17 protein-coding genes and 1 pseudogene are annotated in these 21,951 nt (G+C 70.7%); 14 read left to right on the top strand and 4 right to left on the bottom strand.

Annotated features, from left to right (window positions below; translation table 11 throughout):
* The first annotated feature begins 167 nt into the window (after positions 1-167).
* From metH to ACZ50K_RS22420, 4 genes are all read left to right on the top strand, one after another.
* Positions 168-3,680 (top strand): methionine synthase, encoded by a 3,513-nt coding sequence (metH, locus tag ACZ50K_RS22435; protein WP_468905750.1) that lies wholly within the window; start codon positions 168-170, stop codon positions 3,678-3,680.
* Positions 3,681-3,795: 115 nt separating this feature from the next.
* The gene (locus ACZ50K_RS22430) at positions 3,796-4,497 is read left to right on the top strand and encodes an HAD family hydrolase (RefSeq protein WP_468905747.1); all 702 of its coding nucleotides are present in this window, start codon (positions 3,796-3,798) and stop codon (positions 4,495-4,497) included.
* Between the two features lie 461 nt (positions 4,498-4,958).
* Positions 4,959-6,563, top strand: a complete 1,605-nt coding sequence (locus tag ACZ50K_RS22425; RefSeq protein WP_468905745.1) for an ABC transporter substrate-binding protein — start codon at positions 4,959-4,961, stop codon at positions 6,561-6,563.
* 76 nt (positions 6,564-6,639) lie between these two features.
* Positions 6,640-8,217 (top strand): ABC transporter substrate-binding protein, encoded by a 1,578-nt coding sequence (locus ACZ50K_RS22420; RefSeq protein WP_468905744.1) that lies wholly within the window; start codon positions 6,640-6,642, stop codon positions 8,215-8,217.
* 40 nt (positions 8,218-8,257) lie between these two features.
* Here the strand turns inward: ACZ50K_RS22420 and ACZ50K_RS22415 are convergent, their stop codons facing one another.
* Complete coding sequence (locus tag ACZ50K_RS22415) at positions 8,258-8,929, bottom strand: response regulator (RefSeq protein ID WP_468905742.1); 672 nt, start codon at positions 8,927-8,929, stop codon at positions 8,258-8,260.
* Positions 8,930-8,996: 67 nt separating this feature from the next.
* Positions 8,997-9,914: a RecB family exonuclease gene (locus ACZ50K_RS22410; RefSeq protein WP_468905739.1), complete on the bottom strand. Its 918-nt coding sequence runs from the start codon at positions 9,912-9,914 to the stop codon at positions 8,997-8,999.
* 178 nt (positions 9,915-10,092) lie between these two features.
* Between ACZ50K_RS22410 and ACZ50K_RS22405 the strand changes: the two genes are divergently transcribed.
* From ACZ50K_RS22405 to ACZ50K_RS22395, 3 genes are all read left to right on the top strand, one after another.
* On the top strand, positions 10,093-11,289 hold the full coding sequence (locus tag ACZ50K_RS22405; protein ID WP_468905738.1) for a site-2 protease family protein: 1,197 nt from the start codon (positions 10,093-10,095) through the stop codon (positions 11,287-11,289).
* A gap of 18 nt (positions 11,290-11,307) precedes the next feature.
* Positions 11,308-12,219, top strand: a complete 912-nt coding sequence (locus ACZ50K_RS22400; protein ID WP_468905736.1) for a tRNA (adenine-N1)-methyltransferase — start codon at positions 11,308-11,310, stop codon at positions 12,217-12,219.
* 310 nt (positions 12,220-12,529) lie between these two features.
* Positions 12,530-13,162, top strand: coding sequence for a hypothetical protein (locus tag ACZ50K_RS22395; RefSeq protein WP_468905733.1), 633 nt, complete (start codon positions 12,530-12,532; stop codon positions 13,160-13,162).
* Positions 13,163-13,167: 5 nt separating this feature from the next.
* Here the strand turns inward: ACZ50K_RS22395 and ACZ50K_RS22390 are convergent, their stop codons facing one another.
* Complete coding sequence (locus ACZ50K_RS22390) at positions 13,168-13,497, bottom strand: ferredoxin (protein ID WP_468905731.1); 330 nt, start codon at positions 13,495-13,497, stop codon at positions 13,168-13,170.
* A gap of 222 nt (positions 13,498-13,719) precedes the next feature.
* Between ACZ50K_RS22390 and arc the strand changes: the two genes are divergently transcribed.
* The 6 genes and pseudogenes from arc (at position 13,720) to prcA (ending at position 19,477) form a co-directional block, all read left to right on the top strand.
* Complete coding sequence (arc, locus tag ACZ50K_RS22385; RefSeq protein WP_468905729.1) at positions 13,720-15,486, top strand: proteasome ATPase; 1,767 nt, start codon at positions 13,720-13,722, stop codon at positions 15,484-15,486.
* A 186-nt stretch (positions 15,487-15,672) separates the two neighbouring features.
* Positions 15,673-17,184, top strand: a complete 1,512-nt coding sequence (gene dop, locus ACZ50K_RS22380; protein WP_468905727.1) for a depupylase/deamidase Dop — start codon at positions 15,673-15,675, stop codon at positions 17,182-17,184.
* Positions 17,185-17,357: 173 nt separating this feature from the next.
* Positions 17,358-17,570: a ubiquitin-like protein Pup gene (locus ACZ50K_RS22375; protein WP_468905725.1), complete on the top strand. Its 213-nt coding sequence runs from the start codon at positions 17,358-17,360 to the stop codon at positions 17,568-17,570.
* A 111-nt stretch (positions 17,571-17,681) separates the two neighbouring features.
* Positions 17,682-17,885: pseudogene (locus ACZ50K_RS22370) on the top strand (endonuclease domain-containing protein); the annotation flags it as partial.
* Entirely contained in the window at positions 17,837-18,676 is an 840-nt protein-coding gene (prcB, locus tag ACZ50K_RS22365) for a proteasome subunit beta (RefSeq protein ID WP_468905723.1), read from the top strand. The pseudogene ACZ50K_RS22370 and the gene prcB, both read left to right, overlap by 49 nt.
* 39 nt (positions 18,677-18,715) lie before the next feature.
* Positions 18,716-19,477, top strand: coding sequence for a proteasome subunit alpha (prcA, locus tag ACZ50K_RS22360; RefSeq protein WP_468905720.1), 762 nt, complete (start codon positions 18,716-18,718; stop codon positions 19,475-19,477).
* A 78-nt stretch (positions 19,478-19,555) separates the two neighbouring features.
* Here the strand turns inward: prcA and ACZ50K_RS22355 are convergent, their stop codons facing one another.
* Positions 19,556-20,551 (bottom strand): LacI family DNA-binding transcriptional regulator, encoded by a 996-nt coding sequence (locus ACZ50K_RS22355; protein WP_468905718.1) that lies wholly within the window; start codon positions 20,549-20,551, stop codon positions 19,556-19,558.
* A gap of 150 nt (positions 20,552-20,701) precedes the next feature.
* Here ACZ50K_RS22355 and ACZ50K_RS22350 point away from each other — a divergent pair, with 150 nt between their 5' ends.
* Entirely contained in the window at positions 20,702-21,928 is a 1,227-nt protein-coding gene (locus tag ACZ50K_RS22350) for an MFS transporter (RefSeq protein WP_468905716.1), read from the top strand.
* The last annotated feature ends 23 nt before the right edge of the window (positions 21,929-21,951 follow it).

Below are 21,951 nucleotides of genomic sequence, written 5' to 3'. Positions count from 1 at the left end.
AAAGTCTGGCCGGGTCGCGCCGAAGAGCACCACCCCCGCGCACAGAATGCAGTCCGGCCCGTGGGACGCCCTAACCGGGCCGTGCCCGGCGCGGTTACCCTGACCGCGTGCACCTTCGATTAGGCAGGTGCAAAGCCGACAGCCGTCGCATCCCAGGGAGCAGCACCATGGCCGCGCAGCCGAACCCAGCCGCCGACACCCAGACCCGGGCCGATGCCCTCCGAGAGGCACTCGCCACCCGAGTGGTCGTGGCCGACGGGGCCATGGGAACCATGCTCCAGGCGCAGGATCCGACGATGGAGGACTTCGAGCAGCTGGAGGGCTGCAACGAGATCCTCAACGTCACCCGCCCCGACATCGTCCGCTCCGTCCACGAGGCCTACTTCTCGGTCGGCGTGGACTGCGTGGAGACCAACACCTTCGGCACCAACTACGCGGCCCTCGCCGAGTACGAGATCGTCGAACGGAACTTCGAGCTGTCCGAGGCCGGCGCCCGGATCGCCCGCGAGGTCGCCGACGAGTTCACCGCCGCCACCGGGCAGCAGCGCTGGGTCCTGGGCTCCATGGGCCCCGGCACCAAGCTCCCCACCCTGGGCCACATCGGCTACGCCCAGATCCGGGACGCCTACCAGATCAACGCCGAGGGCCTGATCTCCGGCGGCGCCGACGCGCTGCTCGTCGAGACCACCCAGGACCTCCTCCAGACCAAGTCCTCCATCATCGGCGCCCACCGCGCCATGAAGGCCCTGGGCCTCAGCGTCCCGCTGATCTGCTCGGTGACCGTGGAGACCACCGGCACCATGCTGCTCGGTTCCGAGATCGGCGCGGCCCTGACCGCCCTGGAACCCCTCGGCATCGACATGATCGGCCTGAACTGCGCCACCGGCCCGGCCGAGATGAGCGAGCACCTGCGCTACCTCGCCCGCAACGCCCGCGTCCCGCTCTCCTGCATGCCCAACGCCGGCCTGCCCGTCCTCACCAAGCAGGGCGCGCACTACCCGCTGAGCGCCGCCGAGCTGGCCGACGCCCAGGAGACCTTCGTCCGGGACTACGGCCTCTCCCTGGTCGGCGGCTGCTGCGGCACCACCCCCGAGCACCTGCGCCAGGTGGTGGAGCGGGTCCGCGGCACCGCGGTCACCGAGCGTCACCCCCGCCCGGAGGCCGGCGCCGCCTCCCTCTACCAGACCGTCCCGTTCCGCCAGGACACCTCGTACATGGCGATCGGCGAGCGCACCAACGCCAACGGCTCCAAGAAGTTCCGCGAGGCCATGCTGGAGGCCCGCTGGGACGACTGCGTGGAGATGGCCCGGGACCAGATCCGCGAGGGCGCGCACATGCTCGACCTGTGCGTGGACTACGTCGGCCGGGACGGGGTCGCCGACATGAAGGAGCTGGCCGGCCGCTTCGCCACCGCCTCCACCCTCCCGATCGTGCTGGACTCCACCGAGGTCCCGGTGATCCAGGCGGGCCTGGAGAAGCTCGGCGGCCGCGCGGTCATCAACTCGGTGAACTTCGAGGACGGCGACGGCCCCGACTCCCGCTTCGCCAAGGTCACCGCCCTGGCCCGGGAGCACGGCGCCGCGCTGATCGCGCTGACCATCGACGAGGAGGGCCAGGCCCGGACCGTCGAGCACAAGGTCGCCATCGCCGAACGCCTGATCGCGGACCTCACCGGGAACTGGGGGATCCGCGAGTCGGACATCCTCATCGACACCCTGACCTTCACCATCTGCACCGGCCAGGAGGAGTCCCGCAAGGACGGCATCGCGACGATCGAGTCGATCCGCGAGCTCAAGCGCCGCCACCCGGACGTCCAGACCACCCTGGGCCTGTCCAACATCTCCTTCGGCCTCAACCCGGCCGCCCGGGTGCTGCTGAACTCGGTCTTCCTCGACGAGTGCGTCAAGGCCGGCCTGGACTCGGCGATCGTGCACGCCTCCAAGATCCTCCCCATCGCCCGGTTCGACGAGGAGCAGGTCACCACCGCGCTCGACCTGATCTACGACCGCCGCGAGGGCGACTACGACCCGCTGCAGAAGCTGATGGCCCTGTTCGAGGGGGTCAACACCAAGTCCCTCAAGGCCGGCCGCGCCGAGGAGCTCCTCGCCCTCCCGCTGGAGGAGCGGTTGCGGCGCCGGATCATCGACGGGGAGAAGAACGGCCTGGAGGCCGACCTCGACGAGGCCCTCCTGACCCGCCCCGCCCTGGACATCGTCAACGACACCCTCCTCGAAGGCATGAAGGTGGTCGGCGAGCTCTTCGGCTCCGGCCAGATGCAGCTGCCCTTCGTGCTCCAGTCCGCCGAGGTCATGAAGACCGCCGTGGCGCACCTGGAGCCCCACATGGAGAAGACCGACGACGAGGGCAAGGGCACCATCGTGCTGGCCACCGTCCGCGGGGACGTCCACGACATCGGCAAGAACCTCGTCGACATCATCCTCACCAACAACGGCTACAACGTGGTCAACATCGGCATCAAGCAGCCGGTCTCCGCGATCCTCGAAGCCGCCCAGGAGCACAAGGCCGACGTCATCGGCATGTCCGGCCTCCTGGTCAAGTCCACGGTGATCATGAAGGAGAACCTGGAGGAGCTCAACCAGCGCAAGCTGGCCGCCGACTACCCGGTGATCCTCGGCGGAGCCGCCCTCACCCGCGCCTACGTGGAACAGGACCTCCACGAGATCTACGAGGGCGAGGTCCGCTACGCCCGCGACGCCTTCGAGGGCCTGCGCCTGATGGACGCCCTGATCGCCGTCAAGCGCGGGGTCCCCGGCGCCAGCCTGCCCGAGCTCAAGCAGCGCCGCGTGGCCAAGCGCGACACGCCCGTCCTGAACGTGGAGGAGCCCGAGGAGCCCGGCGGCCGCTCCGACGTCTCGGTGGACAACCCGGTCCCCACCCCGCCGTTCTGGGGCACCCGCGTGGTCAAGGGGATCCCGCTCAAGGACTACGCCTCCTGGCTCGACGAGGGCGCCCTCTTCAAGGGGCAGTGGGGCCTCAAGCAGGCCCGCGCCGGCGGCGCCAGCTACGAGGAACTGGTGGAGACCGAGGGCCGCCCCCGGCTCCGCGGCCTCCTGGACAAGCTGCACACCGAGAACCTGCTGGAGGCGGCCGTGGTCTACGGCTACTTCCCCTGCGTCTCCAAGGGTGAGGACCTGATCATCCTCGACGAGCGCGGCAACGAGCGGACCCGGTTCAGCTTCCCCCGTCAGCGCCGCGGCCGCCGCCTCTGCCTCGCCGACTTCTTCCGCCCCGAGGAGTCCGGCGAGACCGACGTGGTCGGCCTCCAGGTGGTCACCGTCGGCTCGAAGATCGGCGAGGCCACCGCCAAGCTGTTCGAGTCCGACTCCTACCGCGAGTACCTGGAACTGCACGGACTGTCCGTCCAGCTCGCCGAGGCCATGGCCGAGTACTGGCACGCCCGGGTCCGCGCCGAGCTCGGCTTCGGCGGCGAGGACCCCTCCAAGGTCGAGGACATGTTCGACCTCAAGTACCGGGGCGCCCGCTTCTCCCTCGGCTACGGCGCCTGCCCCGACCTGGAGGACCGCGCCAAGATCGCCGAACTGCTCCGGCCCGAGCGGATCGGGGTCCACCTCTCCGAGGAGTTCCAGCTCCACCCCGAGCAGTCCACCGACGCGATCGTGATCCACCACCCCGAAGCGAAGTATTTCAACGCACGCTGACCCTCGCCGACGTACACTTGTCGGTCCCATTACAGGCCGGTCGCCTGTCCCACCCGGTCACGCCCGGGGCGGAGAGGCGACCGGCCTTCTCGTCCCCTCCGAGAGGTCGTGCGCATTGACCAGCACCGTTCCCGCTCCCGTCGCCCGCACCGCCGACGGGTCGGCCCTCCAGGCGGTGCTGCTGGACATGGACGGCACCCTCGTCGACACCGAGGACTTCTGGTGGGACGCCGAGGTCGACGTCTTCGCCGAGCTCGGCCACCGGCTCGACGAGTCCTGGCGGACCGTGGTCGTCGGCGGCCCGATGACCCGCAGCGCCCGCTTCCTCATCGACTCCACCGGCGCCGAGATCACCGTCGGTGAACTGAGCGTGCTCCTCAACGAGCGCTTCGAGGCCCGGATCGCCGACCGCGTCCCGCTGATGCCCGGAGCCGAGCGCCTGCTGGCCGAGCTGGCCCGCAACAACGTCCCCACCGCCCTGGTGTCCGCCTCCCACCGCCGGGTCATCGACCGCATCCTGCACTCCCTGGGACCCGAGCGCTTCGCCCTCACCGTGGCCGGGGACGAGGTCCCGCGCACCAAGCCGCACCCCGACCCGTACCTCTACGCGGCCCGGGCGCTCGGCGCCCACCCCTCCCGCTGCGCCGTGGTCGAGGACACCGCCACCGGGGTCGCCGCCGCCGAGGCGGCCGGCTGCCCGGTCGTCGCGGTCCCCTCCATCGGCCTGATCCCGCCGGCCCCCGGCCGGACCGTGGTCGGCTCCCTGCAAGACGTGGACCTGCCCTTCCTGCGCTCCCTCATCACCCGGATGAACTGACCGGCACCGCCCGGACGAACCGGCCCGGCGGCCGAAGGATCTCCTGCCCGAGCCACCGGAGGCTGAAATTCCATCCCCGCCGGGGCGGTTGCGCAGGGTGACCTTGGTCACCCGTCGAAGCGCCCCGGAACACCCCCAGCCGTCCGGACCCCTTCCCTTGTGTCCGGATTGATCAGCTCCTGACCGGATCTGCCGAGCCCCCTCGATCAGCAGGCAGTTCGCTCCCATCACGGTGCGATTACGCCCCAAGTCCGGCCAGTTCCAGCCATCCCGTCCCAGGCCACTAGTGTCATCGCGGGCACTTCGCCGCACCTCAGCCGCCCCGGTCACACACCCACGTGCCGGGACGTGCGTGGACCGATCGTCACCACCGGCCCGATCGTTCCGCCCCGAACGGGCGACCTCCGCGAACTGCCCTCTGTACCGCTGTGAAAAGTGCCGGTCGAGGGAGATTTTCCAGGATGAACCGCAAGACCATGGTGCTGACGGCCGCGGCCGGCCTGCTCGCCCCCGCGCTGACCGCCTGCGGCAGCGCGAGCGGCGGAGGAGCCGGCTCCGGAGCCATCATCGTCGGGACCACCGACCGGTTCGAGGCGGCCGAGTTCGCCCCCGCCCCGTTCGACCCGGCCCACGCCTACGACGCCGGCGCCTGGAACGTGCTCCGCCAGACCGTCCAGACCCTGATGCGGACCCCCCGGGGCGGCGGCCAGCCCGTCCCCGAGGCCGCCTCCGAGTGCGGGTTCACCGACACCGGCAACCAGACCTACCGCTGCACCCTGCGGCCCGGCCTGAAGTTCGCCGACGGCGACCCGCTCACCGCCGAGGACGTCAAGTTCTCCATCGACCGGGTCCTGGCCATCAAGGACGAGAACGGGCCCGCCACCCTGCTCTCCACCCTCGACAAGACCGAGACCAAGGGCACGGACACGGTGGTCTTCCACCTCCGGACCGCCGACGCGACCTTCCCCCACAAGCTCGCCACCCCCGCCACCGGCATCGTCAGCCGCAAGACCTACGACGCCCGCAAGCTCCGCGAGGGCTTCGCCGTGGACGGCTCCGGCCCGTACACGATGAAGGCCGAGGTCAAGGACAACCGGCTGGTCCGCGCCGTCTTCACCCGCAACGAGAACTACCAGGGCGAGCTCAAGCCGCAGAGCGACAAGGTCGAACTGCGCATGTTCGACGACTCCGAGTCCATGGGCCGGGCCCTCACCGACGGCGACATCCACATGGTCTCCCGCACCCTGTCGCCCGCCCAGGTCAAGACCTTCGCCGACACCCCGCCCAAGGGCGTCAAGCTGGTCCCGCTGTCCGGCCTGGAGATCCGCTACATCGGCTTCAACACCGAGGCCCCCGTGGTCAGGGAGAAGGCCGTGCGCCAGGCCCTCGCCGCCTCCGTCGACCGCCACAAGCTGATCACCGAGGTCTACGGCAAGAGCGCCCAGCCGCTCTACTCCCTGGTGCCCAGCAGCGTCCCCGGCCATGTGAACTCCTTCTTCAACCGGTACGGCGACGCCAACACCCAGGCCGCCGCGAACCTGCTCCGCCAGGCCGGGGTGAAGACCCCCGTCAAGCTGACCCTGCACTACACCAACGACCACTACGGCGACGGCACCGCCGCCGAGTTCGCGGCCCTCAAGGCCCAGCTCAACGCCACCAAGCTGTTCGACATCACCGTCAAGGGCACCGACTGGGCCGACTACCGGCCCGCCCAGAAGAAGGGCGACTACGCGGCCTACGGCCTCGGCTGGTTCCCCGACTTCGCCGACGCCGACAACTTCCTCGCCCCGTTCCTGGAGCAGGACAACTTCCTGGGCACGCCGTACGCCAACAGCACGGTGCGCACCAAGCTGATCCCGGAGTCCCGCCGGGCCGCCGACCGCAACCTGGCCGCCGGTCCCGTCGAGGAGATCCAGGACATCGTCGCCGAGGACGTACCCGTCCTGCCGCTCTGGCAGGGCAAGCAGTACGTCGCCGCGCGCGACGGAATCACCGGAGTGGAGTGGTCGGTGAACTCCATCTCCGACCTCCAGCTGTGGGAACTCGGCCGGGGCGTCAGCGGCTGAACCCCGGAAGACCGGTAGCCGGCGGCGGGAGTCGCGGCCGGGGATCACGACGTACAAGACTGTGAAGGGCATTCTCGTGAAGATTCGTCACCAGTGGTTGGCGGCCCCGCTCGGCGCGGCCACCGCGACAGCGCTGCTCACCGGTTGCGGGGCGCAGGAAAGCACCGCGGGCGGCAGCGGCAACGCGGTCGTCATGGGAATGTCCGACCAGGTGAAGTCCACCGACCCGGCGTCCGGCTACGACTCCGGCTCCTGGCTGCTGTTCAACAACGTCTTCCAGTCCCTGCTGCACTTCCCCAAGGGCGCCACCACCCCCGCTCCGGACGCCGCCGAGTCCTGCGGGTTCCAGGGCAGCGACAGCCGGGTGTTCTCCTGCACCCTGCGCGAGGGCCTGAAGTTCAGCAACGGCAACAGCCTGACCGCGAAGGACGTCAAGTACTCCTTCGAGCGCACCCTCAAGATCGACGACGAGAACGGCCCCGCCGTGATGCTCGCGTCCATCGGCGCGATCGACACCCCCGACGACAGGACCGTGGTCTTCAAGCTCAAGACCCCCGACGCGACCTTCCCCAGCAAGATCGCCGCCGGTGCCGGCTCCATCGTCGACCACACCGAGTACCCCGCCGACAAGCTCCGCACCGACGGCAAGGCCGTCGGCTCCGGGGTCTACAAGCTGGACTCCTTCGGTGAGGATTCCGCCGAGTTCTCCGTCAACGAGTCCTACAAGGGGCACGCCGAGACGAAGAACAAGGGCGTCACCATGAAGTTCTTCCACAAGGACCAGGCCGCCCTGAAGAAGGCCCTGGACGACGGCGACGTGGACTTCGCCTTCCGCGGCCTCGCCCCCCAGGACATAGCCGCCCTCGGCTCGGCCGGCTCCGCCGCCGACGCCGTCACCGCGGTCCAGGGCACCGGCGCCGAGGTCGAGCACCTGGTCTTCAACGTCAAGGACCCGGTCGTCGGCAAGCTCCCGGTCCGCCAGGCGATCGCCTACCTCATCGACCGCGAGGAGCTGGTGAAGGCCGTCTACCGCGGCACCGCCACCCCGCTGTACTCCATCGTGCCGGCCGGCATCGGCGGCCACACCACCGCCTTCTTCGACCGGTACGGCTCCACCTCCCAGCCCGCGAAGGCCAGGGAGGTCCTCCAGAAGGCGGGGATCCGCGGCAAGGTCAAGCTGACCCTGTGGTCCACGGCCACCCGCGGAGCGGTCACCGAGGAGCAGTTCCAGCTCATCGCCAAGCAGCTCAACGACAGCGGACTCTTCGACGCCAAGGTCCGGACCGTCGAGGCCGACGCCTACGAGAAGGGCCTGGCGGCCGGCGAGTACGGCGTCTACGCCAAGGGCTGGGTCCCCGACTACCCGGACGCCGACAACTTCACCCAGCCGTTCTTCGGCAAGGGCAACGTGCTCCGCAACAACTACGAGAACAAGGAGATCGAGCGGATCATCCCGGCCACCGCCGCCGTCTCCGACCGCTCCACCGTCTCCGGCGAGTTCGCCCGCCTCCAGGAGATCGTCGCCGAGGACGTCCCGATGATCCCGCTCTGGCAGGGCAAGCAGTACGCGGCGGTCCGCCCGAACGTCACCGGACTCCAGTGGTCCCTCGACGCCTCCACCGTCTTCCGCTTCTGGGAGATCAGCAAGGGCTGACCGGCCCGCAGCCGCGCGCCGGTGCGGCCGGGCGGGCCCCTCAGTGCCCGCCCGGCCGCACCAGGCCGCTCTCGTACGCGTACACCGCCGCCTGCACCCGGTCCCGCAGCCCCAGCTTCGTCAGCACATGGCCCACGTGCGTCTTCACCGTGGTCTCGCTGACGAAGAGGTCCGCCGCGATCTCCGCGTTCGACAGGCCGCGCGCCACCAGCCGCAGCACCTCGACCTCCCGCTCGGTCAGCGTGCCCAGGGTGTCCGGCACCGACTCGTCGCCCGAGGGCAGGTGCCCCGCGTACTTGTCCAGCAGCCGCCGGGTGATCGACGGGGCCAGCATCGCCTCGCCGGCCGCCACCACCCGGATCGCCTGCACCAGCTCGTTGGCCGGGGCGTCCTTCAGCAGGAACCCGCTGGCCCCCGCGCGCAGCGCCTCCACCACGTACTCGTCCAGGTCGAAGGTGGTCAGCACCAGCACCTTCGCCGGACCGTCCCGGCCCGGGCCGGTGATCTGCCGGGTGGCCTCCACCCCGTCCATCCGCGGCATCCGGATGTCCATCAGCACCACGTCCGGCTGCAGCGCCCGCACCTGGTCCAGCGCCTGCAGGCCGTCCCCGGCCTCGCCGACCACCGCCAGGTCCCCCTCGGCCTCCAGGATCATCCGGAAACCGGTGCGCAGCAGCGGCTGGTCGTCGACCAGAAGGACGCGGATCGCCACGGGGTTGCTCCTCGGAGTTCGTACGACGGCATCGACGGACGCCGCCCATTCTGCCCCGACCCGATGATCAGGACTCCCCGGCACCCGTCCTCGGGGTGATCATCAGAGGATAGGCCGGGGGAGTGCCACCGAATTCCGGGCAGACCGCCTGGTGGTCGCACCAACCGCAGAGCTTCGTCGGCCGCGGCCGCCAGTCGCCCGACTCGGTCGCCGCCACGATCGCCTCCCACAGCGCGTGCAGCTTCCGCTCCACCCGCTCCAGGTCCGCCACCACCGGGTCGTAGGTGAGCACGTCCCCGCTGCCCAGGTAGACCAGCTGGAGCCGCCGCGGCACCACGCCCTTCAGCCGCCACACCACCAGGGCGTAGAACTTCATCTGGAACAGGGCGCCCTCCGCGTACTCCGGCCGCGGCGCCTTCCCCGTCTTGTAGTCGACGATCCGGACCTCGCCGGAGGCGGCCACGTCCACCCGGTCGATGATCCCGCGCAGCCGGAGCCCGGAGTCCAGCTCGGTCTCCACGAAGAACTCCCGCTCCACCGGCTCCAGCCGGGTCGGGTCCTCCAGCGTGAACCAGCGCTCCACCAGCGCCTCGGCCTCGGTCAGCCAGCCCGCCAGCCCGGCGCCCCCGTCGTCGGCGGGGAACAGTTCCGACAGCTCCGGCTTGGACTCCAGCAGCCGGTCCCACTGCCCCGGGATCAGCGCCTTGGCCCGCGGCGCCGTCCGCTCCTCCGCCGGGTGATCGAACAGGCGTTCGAGCACCGCGTGCACCAGGGTCCCCCGGGTCGCCGCCGCACTCGGCTTCTCCGGCAACCGGTCGATCACCCGGAACCGGTACAGCAGCGGACACCGCATGAAGTCACTCGCCCGCGACGGGGAAAGCGAACGCGGCCGCAGGGCGTCGGCCCCCGCGTCACCACCGGCACCAGCACCGGCATCACCACCGGCACCACCGGTCACCGCACCGGCCTCGGGACTCGTCGTCATACCAAGACCCTACCCACCGGACACCCCCCGGCCGCCGACCCGCCGTCGACAGCGCCCGCATACCATCGACGCCGGCGCCCCTCGCACTGCATGATCGAGGCATCACCCCGCGCAACCGCGGGCACACCGGACACAGCGGCCGAACCACAGGCCGACGCACACCGACCGAAGGACAGCCGTGGCAGACACCGACGAAACCGGCGAGCGCACGGACCGTCGCTCCGAACCGGGCGGCGGACTCCTCATGGGCCGCCCCTTCGGCGTACCCGTCTACGTCTCGCCCAGCTGGTTCGTCGTCGCCGCCCTCATCACCTGGATCTTCGGCGACCGCCTCGACGAAGTCCTCCCCGGCCTCGGCGCCGCCCGCTACCTCGTCGCCCTCTTCTTCGCCCTCGCCTTCTACGCCTCCGTCCTCGTCCACGAGCTCGCCCACGCCGTCGCCGGACTCCGCTTCAAACTCACCGTCCGCCGCATCCAGCTCCAGTTCGTCGGCGGCGCCACCCACGTGGACGAGGCCGGCACCCCCGGCCGCGAGTTCGTCCTGGCCGGCGTCGGCCCGCTGCTCTCCCTGCTGCTCGCCGGCGTCTTCTACCTCGGCATGACCGCCGTCGAACCCGGCACCGTCCCCGGGGTCCTGCTCGCCGGACTCATGATCGCCAACCTGATCGTGGCCGCCTTCAACCTGCTCCCCGGCCTCCCGCTCGACGGCGGACGCATGCTCCGCGCCCTCATCTGGGGCATCACCGGACGCGCCATGGCCGGCACCGTCGCCGCCGCCTGGGTCGGCCGCGCCATCGCCGTGGCCGTCCTCCTCGGCCTCCCCCTCCTCACCGAGACCGGGGTCATCGGAGCCGGCGCCGAGGAGACCGGCGGCATGGACACCGTCATGAACGCCCTGCTGGCCGCCATCCTCGCCGCCATCATGTGGACCGGTGCCGGCAACAGCCTCCGGATGGCCCGGCTGCGCGAACACCTCCCCGACCTCCGCGCCCGCACCCTCACCCGGCGCGCCATCCCCGTCGAATCCACCACCCCCCTCTCCGAGGCCCTCCGCCGCGCCAACGAGGCCGGGGCCCGCGCCCTCGTCATCACCGACGGCCACGGCGACCCCACCGCCATCGTCCGCGAGTCCTCCATCGCCTCCGTCCCCGAACACCGCCGCCCCTGGGTCGCCGCCGGCGCCCTCGCCCAGGACCTCACCGACGGCATGAAGGTTTCCGCGGACCTCACCGGCGAGGAACTCCTCGACCACCTCCGCGCCACCCCCGCCTCCGAATACCTCGTCCTCGCCCCCGACGGCGGCATCTACGGGGTGCTCTCCACCCTCGACGTGGAGAAAGCCTTCTTCAAGGCCATGGCACGGCCCCACTCCTGAAGCCAATACACTGGTCACATGTCCGACGAACCGACCGGTGCCGCCCGCCGACGCGGGCCCTTCAAGGTCGGGGACCAGGTCCAGCTCACCGACCCCAAGGGCCGCCACTACACGTTCACGCTCGAAGCCGGGAAGAACTTCCACACCCACAAGGGTTCCTTCCCCCACGACGAGCTGATCGGCGCTCCCGAGGGCAGTGTTGTCCGTACCACGGGGAACGTCGCGTACCTCGCGCTGCGCCCCCTGCTCCCCGACTACGTCCTGTCCATGCCCCGCGGCGCCGCCGTGGTCTACCCCAAGGACGCGGGCCAGATCCTGGCCTTCGCCGACATCTTCCCCGGCGCCCGCGTCGTCGAGGCGGGCGTGGGCTCCGGCTCGCTCAGCAGCTTCCTGCTGCGCGCCATCGGCGACCAGGGCATGCTCCACAGCTACGAGCGACGCGCGGACTTCGCGGAGATCGCCACCCAGAACGTGGAGCGCTACTTCGGCGGCCCGCACCCCGCGTGGCAGCTCACCGTCGGCGACCTCCAGGACAACCTGTCCGACACGGACGTCGACCGCGTGATCCTCGACATGCTGGCCCCCTGGGAGTGCCTGGACGCCGTCTCCAAGGCCCTGGTCCCCGGCGGCATCCTCTGCTGCTACGTGGCCACCACCACCCAGCTGTCCAAGACCGTCGAGTCCATCCGCGAGATCGGCTGCTTCGCCGAACCGCAGCCCTGGGAGTCGATGATCCGCAACTGGCACGTGGAGGGCCTCGCCGTCCGCCCCGACCACCGGATGATCGGCCACACCGGCTTCCTGGTCACCGCCCGCCGGCTCGCCGACGGGGTCGAGGCCCCGCTGCGCCGCCGCCGCCCCGCCAAGGGCGCCTACGGCGAGGACTACGAGGGCCCCGGCAGCCAGTCCGGCGGCTCCGGCCGCGGCTGACCCACCCGGAGCGACCGCCCCAACCCCCCGGCGCCGTGCCGCAGTTCCCGAGCCCCACCGGGAACCGCGCCACGGCGCCTCCGCGTTACCGGCCCCGGACCCGCCCTGGAGGGCTGCTCCCGCAGGCCCCGGGAACGGGCCGTGCGCGCCCGGAGAACCGCTCGTACGCGGCCGGAGGGCGCCGGGGACCGACCCGGCACGGTGCCGGGCCGGGGGCCGCGGCCGCGGGGCCGGGCCCCCGCGTTCCGCCCGGGGCACCGGTATGGCACGATGCTGGCTCCCCGTCATCCCCCGCGCAGGAGACGCCCCCGTGCACAACCCCGCAGAGCCCGCCCTCGCGCACACCACCGCCCGGCCCCTGCACTGGCTCGCCACCGCCACCGCGATGGCCGCCGTGATCGCCGCCGCCGGCCTGCTCGCCCCCAGCGCCACCGCGGCCCGCCCCACGGCCGCCCCGGGCCCCGGATACGGGACCGGCCCCGTATCCGGAAACGGAAACGGAACCACCACGGCACCCGGGAAACCCTCCGCCACCGCCCCCGACCCGGCCGCCGCCGACTATCCGCTCGACTGCGCCGGGCAGCCGCACCGGGTCACCGCCTCCGCCCGGGGCGACCTCGACGGCGACGGCCGCCCCGACACGGTGGCCGCGGTCCGCTGCGACGCCGGGCTCGGCACCCCGCCCAACGCCCTCTACGTCCTGGTCCAGGACCCCGGCGGGAGCACCCCGCCCCGGGTGGTGGCCACCCTGCTGCCCGCCGCGGACCGCAAGAACGTCACCGAGCTCGCCGTAGGTGACGGATCCGTCACCGCCACCCTCCTCGGCTACTCCGGCGACGAGGTCCCCAGCTGCTGCCCCGACGTCCACCAGCTCGCCAAGTGGACCTGGACCGCCGGAAAATTCAGCCAGGAGCTGACAGGCATCGCCGCCTCACGGGCCTGAGACGCCTACTCGGCGTCCGGCCCGTACACCTCCACCCGGTCCGACACCCGCCGCACGTGGATGCAGTCGCCCGGGCACTCCTTGGCCGAATCCACCACGTCCCGGAGCAGCACCAACGGCACCGGAGCCGTCGCCCCCGGCTCCTGCAACAGCTCGTCGGCCTGGCTCTTCACGTACGCCAGGCCGTCGATGTCCAGCTCGAAGACCTCCGGCGCGTACTGGACGCAGATCCCGTCACCGGTGCACAGGTCCTGGTCGATCCAGACCTCCAGCGGCTCCCCGGCATCACCGGATTCCACCGTTCCGCCGACCGGAACCTCCTGCTGCACGGTCATATCCTCTGCCGTCCCCTTGTGCTGTGCGCGGGTGTTGAACACTTCGACCTTACAACTGGCGGCTTTCCGATGTTGATGGGTGGGTATTCACCTGGCGTGAGGGGATACGCAAGGGTGAAGATCGGACACGCCCCTACCGTGTTTGTGATCTAGGGGTTTCAATCACCACCAGCCCAGGTAGGGTCAGGAAGCGTCCAGCTCCCCTTGGAGGAGGTGAGGACCGTGGCAGCCCACGACGACGACATCAACCGCGGCATCCGGCCCGGACGGGGGTCCGATGACCCCGCCGGCCAGGTTGCCTATCTAGAGCAGGAAATCGCCGTCCTGCGCCGCAAGCTCGCCGACTCTCCGCGACACACGAGGATTCTCGAAGAGCGGATCGTCGAGCTCCAGACAAACCTGGCCGGCGTCTCCGCACAAAACGAGCGACTGGCCAATACCCTCCGCGAGGCCCGCGACCAGATCGTGGCCCTCAAGGAGGAAGTCGACCGGCTCGCGCAGCCGCCGGCCGGCTTCGGAGTCTTCCTCCAGTCGAACGAGGACGGCACCGTCGACATCTTCACCGGAGGGCGAAAGCTCCGTGTGAACGTCAGCCCCAGCGTCGAACCGGAAGACCTCCGGCGCGGCCAGGAGGTCATGCTCAACGAAGCGCTCAACGTGGTCGAGGCCATGGAATTCGAGCGGGCCGGGGACATCGTCACCCTCAAGGAAATCCTTGAGGACGGCGAGCGCGCCCTGGTGGTCGGGCACACCGACGAGGAAAGGGTGGTGAGGCTCGCCGAGCCGCTCCTGGACATCACCATCCGCCCCGGCGACGCCCTGCTGCTCGAACCCCGCTCCGGCTACGTCTACGAAGTGGTCCCCAAGAGCGAGGTCGAGGAACTCGTCCTCGAAGAGGTCCCGGACATCGACTACGAGAAGATCGGCGGCCTGGGCGACCAGATCGAGCTGATCCGCGACGCGGTCGAGCTCCCCTACCTCCACCCCGACCTCTTCAAGGAGCACGAACTCCGGCCGCCCAAGGGCATCCTGCTCTACGGGCCGCCCGGATGCGGCAAGACCCTCATCGCCAAGGCGGTCGCCAACTCCCTTGCCAAGAAGGTCGCCGAGGTCACCGGACAGCCCGCGGGGAAGTCCTACTTCCTCAACATCAAGGGCCCCGAGCTCCTCAACAAGTACGTCGGCGAGACCGAGCGGCACATCCGCCTCGTCTTCCAGCGTGCCCGGGAGAAGGCGAGCGAGGGCACCCCCGTCATCGTCTTCTTCGACGAGATGGAATCCCTCTTCCGCACCCGCGGATCCGGAGTCAGCTCGGACGTGGAGAACACCATCGTCCCCCAGCTGCTCGCCGAGATCGACGGCGTGGAAGGCCTGGAGAACGTCATCGTCATCGGCGCCTCCAACCGCGAGGACATGATCGACCCGGCCATCCTGCGCCCCGGCCGGCTCGACGTGAAGATCAAGATCGAGCGCCCGGACGCCGAGGCGGCGAAGGACATCTTCGCCAAGTACCTCAAGGCCTCGCTGCCCCTGCACACGGAGGACCTCTCCGAGCACCAGGGATCCCCCGAGGTCGCGGTCCACAGCATGATCCAGACCGTCGTGGAACAGATGTACGCGGAAACCGAGGAGAACCGCTTCCTCGAAGTCACGTACGCCAACGGCGACAAGGAAGTCCTGTACTTCAAGGACTTCAACTCCGGCGCCATGATCCAGAACATCGTCGACCGTGCGAAGAAGATGGCCATCAAGGCCTTCCTCGAACACAACCAGAAGGGCCTCCGCGTCGCCCACCTGCTCCAGGCATGCGTGGACGAGTTCAAGGAGAACGAGGACCTTCCGAACACCACCAACCCGGACGACTGGGCCCGGATCTCCGGAAAGAAGGGCGAGCGGATCGTGTTCATCCGCACCCTCGTCACCGGAAAGCAGGGCGCGGACACCGGACGCTCCATCGACACGGTGGCCAACACCGGTCAGTACCTCTGACCCAACCGGAGCGGGGCGGCTGCGGAGGCCCTGAAAAGGGCAACCGCAGCCGCCTGCTTTTCAGCCGCCCGAAGCCGTCGAATCCCCGGATTCAATGACTGAAATGATCTCCCCACCAGCGCGGAGCCGCTCTAGGCTCTTCCGTACCGCTCCCGGTCGGGAGCGCCGCCGGGCAAGGAGGGCCGCATGACCGTACGGCGCGTTATGGGGATCGAGACGGAGTACGGGATCTCCGTCCCCGGTCACCCGAACGCCAATGCCATGCTCACCTCGTCCCAGATCGTCAACGCCTACGCGGCGGCGATGCACCGGGCGCGCCGCGCCCGCTGGGACTTCGAGGAGGAGAACCCGCTGCGGGACGCCCGCGGCTTCGACCTCGCCCGCGAGGCCGCCGACAGCAGCCAGCTCACCGACGAGGACATCGGCCTGGCCAATGTCATCCTCACCAACGGCGCCCGGCTCTACGTGGACCACGCCCACCCCGAGTACAGCTCCCCGGAGATCACCAACCCGCGGGACGCGGTGCTCTGGGACAAGGCCGGCGAGCGGATCATGGCCGAGGCCGCCGAACGGGCAGCCCAGCTGCCCGGCGCCCAGCCGATCCTCCTGTACAAGAACAACACCGACAACAAGGGCGCCTCCTACGGCACCCACGAGAACTACCTGATGCGCCGCGAGACCCCGTTCTCGGACATCGTGCGGCACCTCACCCCGTTCTTCGTCAGCCGTCAGGTGGTCACCGGCGCCGGCCGGGTCGGCATCGGCCAGGACGGCCGCAAGGACGGCTTCCAGATCAGCCAGCGCGCGGACTACTTCGAGGTCGAGGTGGGTCTGGAGACCACCCTCAAGCGGCCCATCATCAATACCCGGGACGAACCCCACTCGGACGCCGAGAAGTACCGCCGGCTGCACGTGATCATCGGGGACGCCAACCTCTCCGAGATCTCCACCTACCTCAAGCTGGGCACCACCGCCCTGGTGCTGTCCATGATCGAGGACGGGTTCATCACGGTGGACCTGGCCGTGGACCAGCCGGTGCGCACCCTGCACCAGGTCTCCCACGACCCGGACCTGAACCAGCTGGTCACCCTGCGCAGCGGCCGCACCCTGACCGCCGTACAGCTCCAGATGGAGTACTTCGAGCTGGCCCGGAAGTACGTGGACGAGCGCTTCGGGAACGACGCCGACGAGCAGACCAAGGACGTCCTCGCGCGCTGGGAGGACGTCCTGGGCCGGCTGGAGAGCGACCCGATGAGCCTGGCGGGGGAGCTCGACTGGATCGCCAAACGGGAACTGCTGGAGGGCTACCGGCGCCGGGACGGCCTGGACTGGGACGCGGCCCGGCTGCACCTGGTCGACCTCCAGTACTCCGACGTGCGGCCGGACAAGGGCCTCTACAACCGTCTGGTGGCCCGCGGCAAGATGAAGCGGCTGCTGGACGAGCCGGCCGTGGAGCGGGCCGAGAGCAAGCCGCCGGAGGACACCAGGGCCTATTTCCGGGGCCGCTGTCTGGAGCAGTACGCGGACGACGTGGCCGCGGCCTCCTGGGACTCGGTGATCTTCGACCTGCCGGGCCGCGACTCCCTCCAGCGGGTCCCGACCCTGGAACCCCTGCGGGGCACCCGGAACCACGTGAAGGAACTCCTGGACCGCTGCCGCACGGCGGAGGATCTGGTCCGGGTCCTTTCGGGCGGCTGATCGCGGCTGAAAGGCCCCGATGCCGGGAATCATGAAGTCACCCGGATGTTGTGGAAGTGCGGGGACGAAAGTCGGACCCTCCTTGTAGGGTCCGGCATAAGGTCTGATCTTGAGAGATCCCGATCCCGGGATCTCTCGACATGAGCGTGCGAACCGAGCGGGGTGAGGTAGACATGGCGACCAAGGACACCGGCGGCGGACAGCAGAAGGCGACGCGCTCGACCGAGGAGGTCGAGGAGACGACCGCCGAGGCGAGCTCCGACCTCGCGGAACGGCAGGAGAAGCTCTCCGACGACGTCGACTCGGTGCTGGACGAGATCGACGACGTGCTTGAGGAGAACGCAGAGGACTTCGTGCGTTCCTTCGTGCAAAAGGGTGGCCAGTAAAGGCGATCTGCCTTCGGATCCAAGGCGGCGGTGCGGAGCTCCGCCGGTAGCGCACGAAGCGACGGGCCGTCGGGTGCGGCCCGTCGCCGCGGAGGGGCGCAGGTTCCGTCGCTCTGCTCGAAAGCTCCGCCCGTACATGTGGATCATCGCCACCGGACGGGTAGGGTCCGAGGCGTACTTCGCTTCAACTGCAACTCGGCCATCGGCAAGTTGGGAGACGATCCCGACACATTGCGGCGGGCCATCTCATATCTGGAGGGAAACGCGTGGAAGCCAATCCTCGTAGCACCGGGCGTCTACCTGCTGCCTTCCTGACGCCGGGGTCGTCCTCGTTCATGGATTTCCTCGGGGCGCACTCGCCCGAGATGCTCCCGGGCAACCGCAGGCTGCCGGAGGGCGTCGTCGAGGCCCCGCACGGGACGACCATCGTCGCCGCCACCTTCGAGGGCGGTGTGGTGCTCGCCGGTGACCGGCGGGCGACCATGGGCAACATGATCGCGCAGCGGGACATCGAGAAGGTGTTCCCGGCCGACGAGTACTCGGCCGTCGGGATCGCCGGCACCGCCGGACTCGCCGTCGAGATGGTCAAGCTGTTCCAGCTGGAGCTGGAGCACTTCGAGAAGGTGGAGGGCGCGACCCTCTCCCTGGAGGGCAAGGCGAACCGGCTCTCCACCATGATCCGCGGCAACCTCGGGATGGCGATGCAGGGCCTGGCCGTGGTCCCGCTGTTCGCCGGCTGGGACGAGGGCAAGGAGAAGGGCCGCATCTTCTCCTACGACGTCACCGGCGGGCGGTCCGAGGAGCACGGGTACGCGGCCACCGGGTCCGGCTCGATCTTCGCCCGCGGTTCCATGAAGAAGCTGTACCGCCCCGACCTGACGGAGGAGCAGGCGACCACGCTGGTCGTCCAGGCGCTCTACGACGCGGCCGACGACGACTCCGCGACCGGCGGTCCGGACCTGTACCGGCACATCTACCCCATCGTCACCGTGATCACCGACGAGGGCTTCCGCAGGCTCTCCGATGAGGAGTCCTCGGCGCTGGCCCGCGCGGTCACCGACCGGCGGCTGGAGCAGCCCGACGGCCCCCGCGCCGCCCTCCTCTAACCACTCGTCAGCCCAGAAGAAGGAAGGGGCGGATAGCCGGTGTCGACTCCGTTCTACGTGTCACCCCAGCAGGCCATGGCCGACCGGGCCGAGTACGCCCGCAAGGGCATCGCCCGTGGTCGCAGCCTGGTCGTGCTCCAGTACGCCGACGGCATCGTGTTCGTCGGCGAGAACCCGTCCCGGGCGCTGCACAAGTTCAGCGAGATCTACGACCGGATCGGCTTCGCGGCCGCCGGCAAGTACAACGAGTACGAGAACCTGCGGATCGGCGGTGTGCGGTACGCGGACCTGCGCGGCTACACCTACGACCGGGACGACGTGACGGCCCGTGGGCTGGCCAACGTCTACGCCCAGACCCTCGGCACGATCTTCTCCTCGGCCGGGGAGAAGCCGTACGAGGTGGAGCTGGTGGTGGCCGAGGTGGGTGCCACGGCGGCCGGGGACCAGATCTACCGGCTGCCGCACGACGGCTCCATCGTGGACGAGCACGGTTCGGTGGCGGTCGGCGGTAACGCCGAGCAGATCAGCACCTACCTGGACCAGCGGCACCAGGACGGGATGTCGCTCCCGGAGGCGCTGAAGCTGGCGGTGCAGGCGCTGTCCAGCCAGGCGAACGGGGCCGACCGGGAGATTCCGGCGGACCGTCTGGAGGTGGCGGTGCTGGACCGTACGCGCAACCAGCAGCGGAAGTTCAAGCGGATCCGCGGCCGGCAGCTGTCCCGGCTGCTGGAGCCGGAGGTGACCCCGGCCGCGCAGGCGGACGCGGTGTCCAACGACGAGGCGCCGGAGGACACCGAGTAGCCCTCGGTCCGGTCGGCTTCCCCGCCCCGGTTCCCGCCTCGCGGCGGGGGCCGGGGCGTCGTCGTGCGGTGGGCCGGGTCAGCGGGGCGGGGCGGTGGTGCCCCGGGCGACGAGGTGGACCGGGAGGTCGGGGGCGGTCCAGGTGCGGCCGTCGAGGACGGCGAGGAGGGCGTTCATGCCGTGCTCGCCGACCTGCTCGGCGGGCAGCGCGATGGTGGTGAGCTCGGGTTCCACGGCGGTGGCCAGCGCCAGATCGTCGAACCCGGTGACGGAGAGGTCCTCGGGGACCCGGAGGCCGAGCCGCCGGGCGGCCTTGCAGGCGCCCACGGCGAGGATGTCGTCGTCGCAGAGGACGGCGGTCGGGTGGGGTCCGGGGCCGGTCAGCGCGGCCTCCATGGCGGCGGTGGCGGCGGGCACGTCGAGGGCCGAGCGGACGGTCCGCAGGGTGGTGCCCTCGCCGGCGAGGGCTTCGGCGACGGCCTTCGCCCGGACGTGGAAGGTCCAGGAGTCCACGGCGGAGGCCAGGTGGAGGAAGCGGCGGTGGCCGAGGCCGAGGAGGTGTTCGGCGGCCTGGCGCATGCCGTCGGCCAGGGCGAGGTTGACGACGGCGGCGGCCCCGCCGGCCTGCGGGTCGCTGTCGAGCATGACCAGGGGGAGCTCGGCCCCGCCGATGGCTTCGAGGGCGCCGGCGGACATGGAGGAGGCGATGACCCCGTCCAGGGCGGCGCTGGCGGAGGCGAAGGGGTCCCGGGCCGGGCCGGTGCCGTCGGGGGAGAGGTAGAGGACCACGGCGAAGCCGTGTTCGGCGGCGACCTGGGCGGCGCCGGTGTAGACGCGGGCGAAGAACTCGTTGGTGAGGGCGGGGACCACCAGCAGGGCGGTGCGGGTGGTGCCGAGGCGGAGGCTGCGGGCGGCCAGGTTGGGACGGTAGCCGAGGCCGGCGGCGGTGCTGCGGACCTGTGCGGCGGTGCGTTCGGAGACGCGGCCGGCCCATTTGCCGCCGAGCACCAGGGAGACGGTGGCCTGGGAGACGCCGGCGGCCCGGGCGACGTCCCGGCTGGTGGGTCTCGTCACAGGTGGCTCCTGGAGCGCGAGGTCGGCGGGGTGCTCGGCCGACAGGTCGGGTGGGCGGGGTGGACCGCGGGATTGTGGCCATGGTACGTATTACCCGTCACGTTATACGTATTACCTCGGTCGTGGGCTCCGGGGCGGAAAGGGGCGTCCATGGCCGCCGGATATGCGGAGCTGCTGCGAACGAGGCATGCCGCGAGGCTGCTCGTAGGCACGCTGGTGGGCCGGCTGCCCAACGGCACGGCCGCCATCGCCATCGTGCTGTTCACCCGTGCGGAGGGCGGCAGCTACAGCCTGGCGGGCGCCCTGGCCGCCGCGTACGGGGTCGCCAACGCGGTGGGCCAGCCGCTGCTCGGCCGGGCCGTGGACCTCTTCGGCCAGCCCCGGATCCAGCTCCCGGCCGCCGTGGTGTCGGCCCTGGGCATGGTCTGGCTGGTCCTGACGGGCATCGGGGAGCCGCTCTGGGCCTACGCGGCCGTGGTGCTCGCCGGACTCGCCACACCGCCGCTGGAGGGGGGTCTGCGGGCCCTGTGGCCGAGCGTGCTGGGCGGCCGCGAGGAGCAGGTGCACAAGGCGTACGCGATGGACGCGGTGGCCCAGGAGGTCATGTTCACGGTGGGGCCGCTGCTGGTGACCCTGTGCGTGGCGGTCTGGGACCCGGGCGTGGCCCTGCTGGTGCTCAACGCGGTGGGCGTGCTCGGGGCCCTGTCGGTGGTGCTCTCGGAGCCCTCGCGGGCCTGGAAGTCGGAGCCGCGGGAGGCGCACTGGCTGGGGGCGCTGCGCTCGGGCGGGCTGCTGGCCCTGCTCGGGGCGTTCTTCTTCGTGGGCACCGCCCTCGGTTCGATCACGGTGGCCGGGCTGGCGTACGCCGACGACCACGGCGGCGACGCGGTCTACGGCTGGCTGATGGCGGCGCTCGGACTGGGCGCGCTGTTCGGCGGGGTCACCTACGGCGCCCGCGAGTGGGCCGGGGCCCCCGAGCGGCGGCTGCGGGTGCTGGTGGCGCTGCTGGCTGTCTGCTACGTCCCGCTGATGCTGGTGCCGGGCCCGGTGGCGATGTGCCTGCTGGCGGCGCTGGCCGGGGTGTTCCTGGCCCCGGCGATCGCCTGCGCCTTCCTCGTGGTGGACCGGCACGCCCCGGTGGGCACGGTGACGGAGGCCTTCTCCTGGCTGGTGACCTTCTTCGGGGTGGGTGCGGCGATCGGCACGGCGGTGGCCGGTCCGGCGCTGGAACAGGCCGGTACGGCGGCCGGATTCGGGGTCGCCACGGTGGGCGGGGCGCTGGCCCTGCTGGTGCTGATGAGCACTCAGCGGGTGCTCGCCTCGCGGCCGCGGGACCGGGTTGCGGCGGGGTCCTCCGGGGTGCTCGTCGAAAACTGATCGGAACCCCGGTCTCGAACTCG

The organism is Streptomyces sp. NPDC033845 (assembly GCF_055576225.1).
This window is presented reverse-complemented; position numbering and strand designations above follow the sequence as displayed.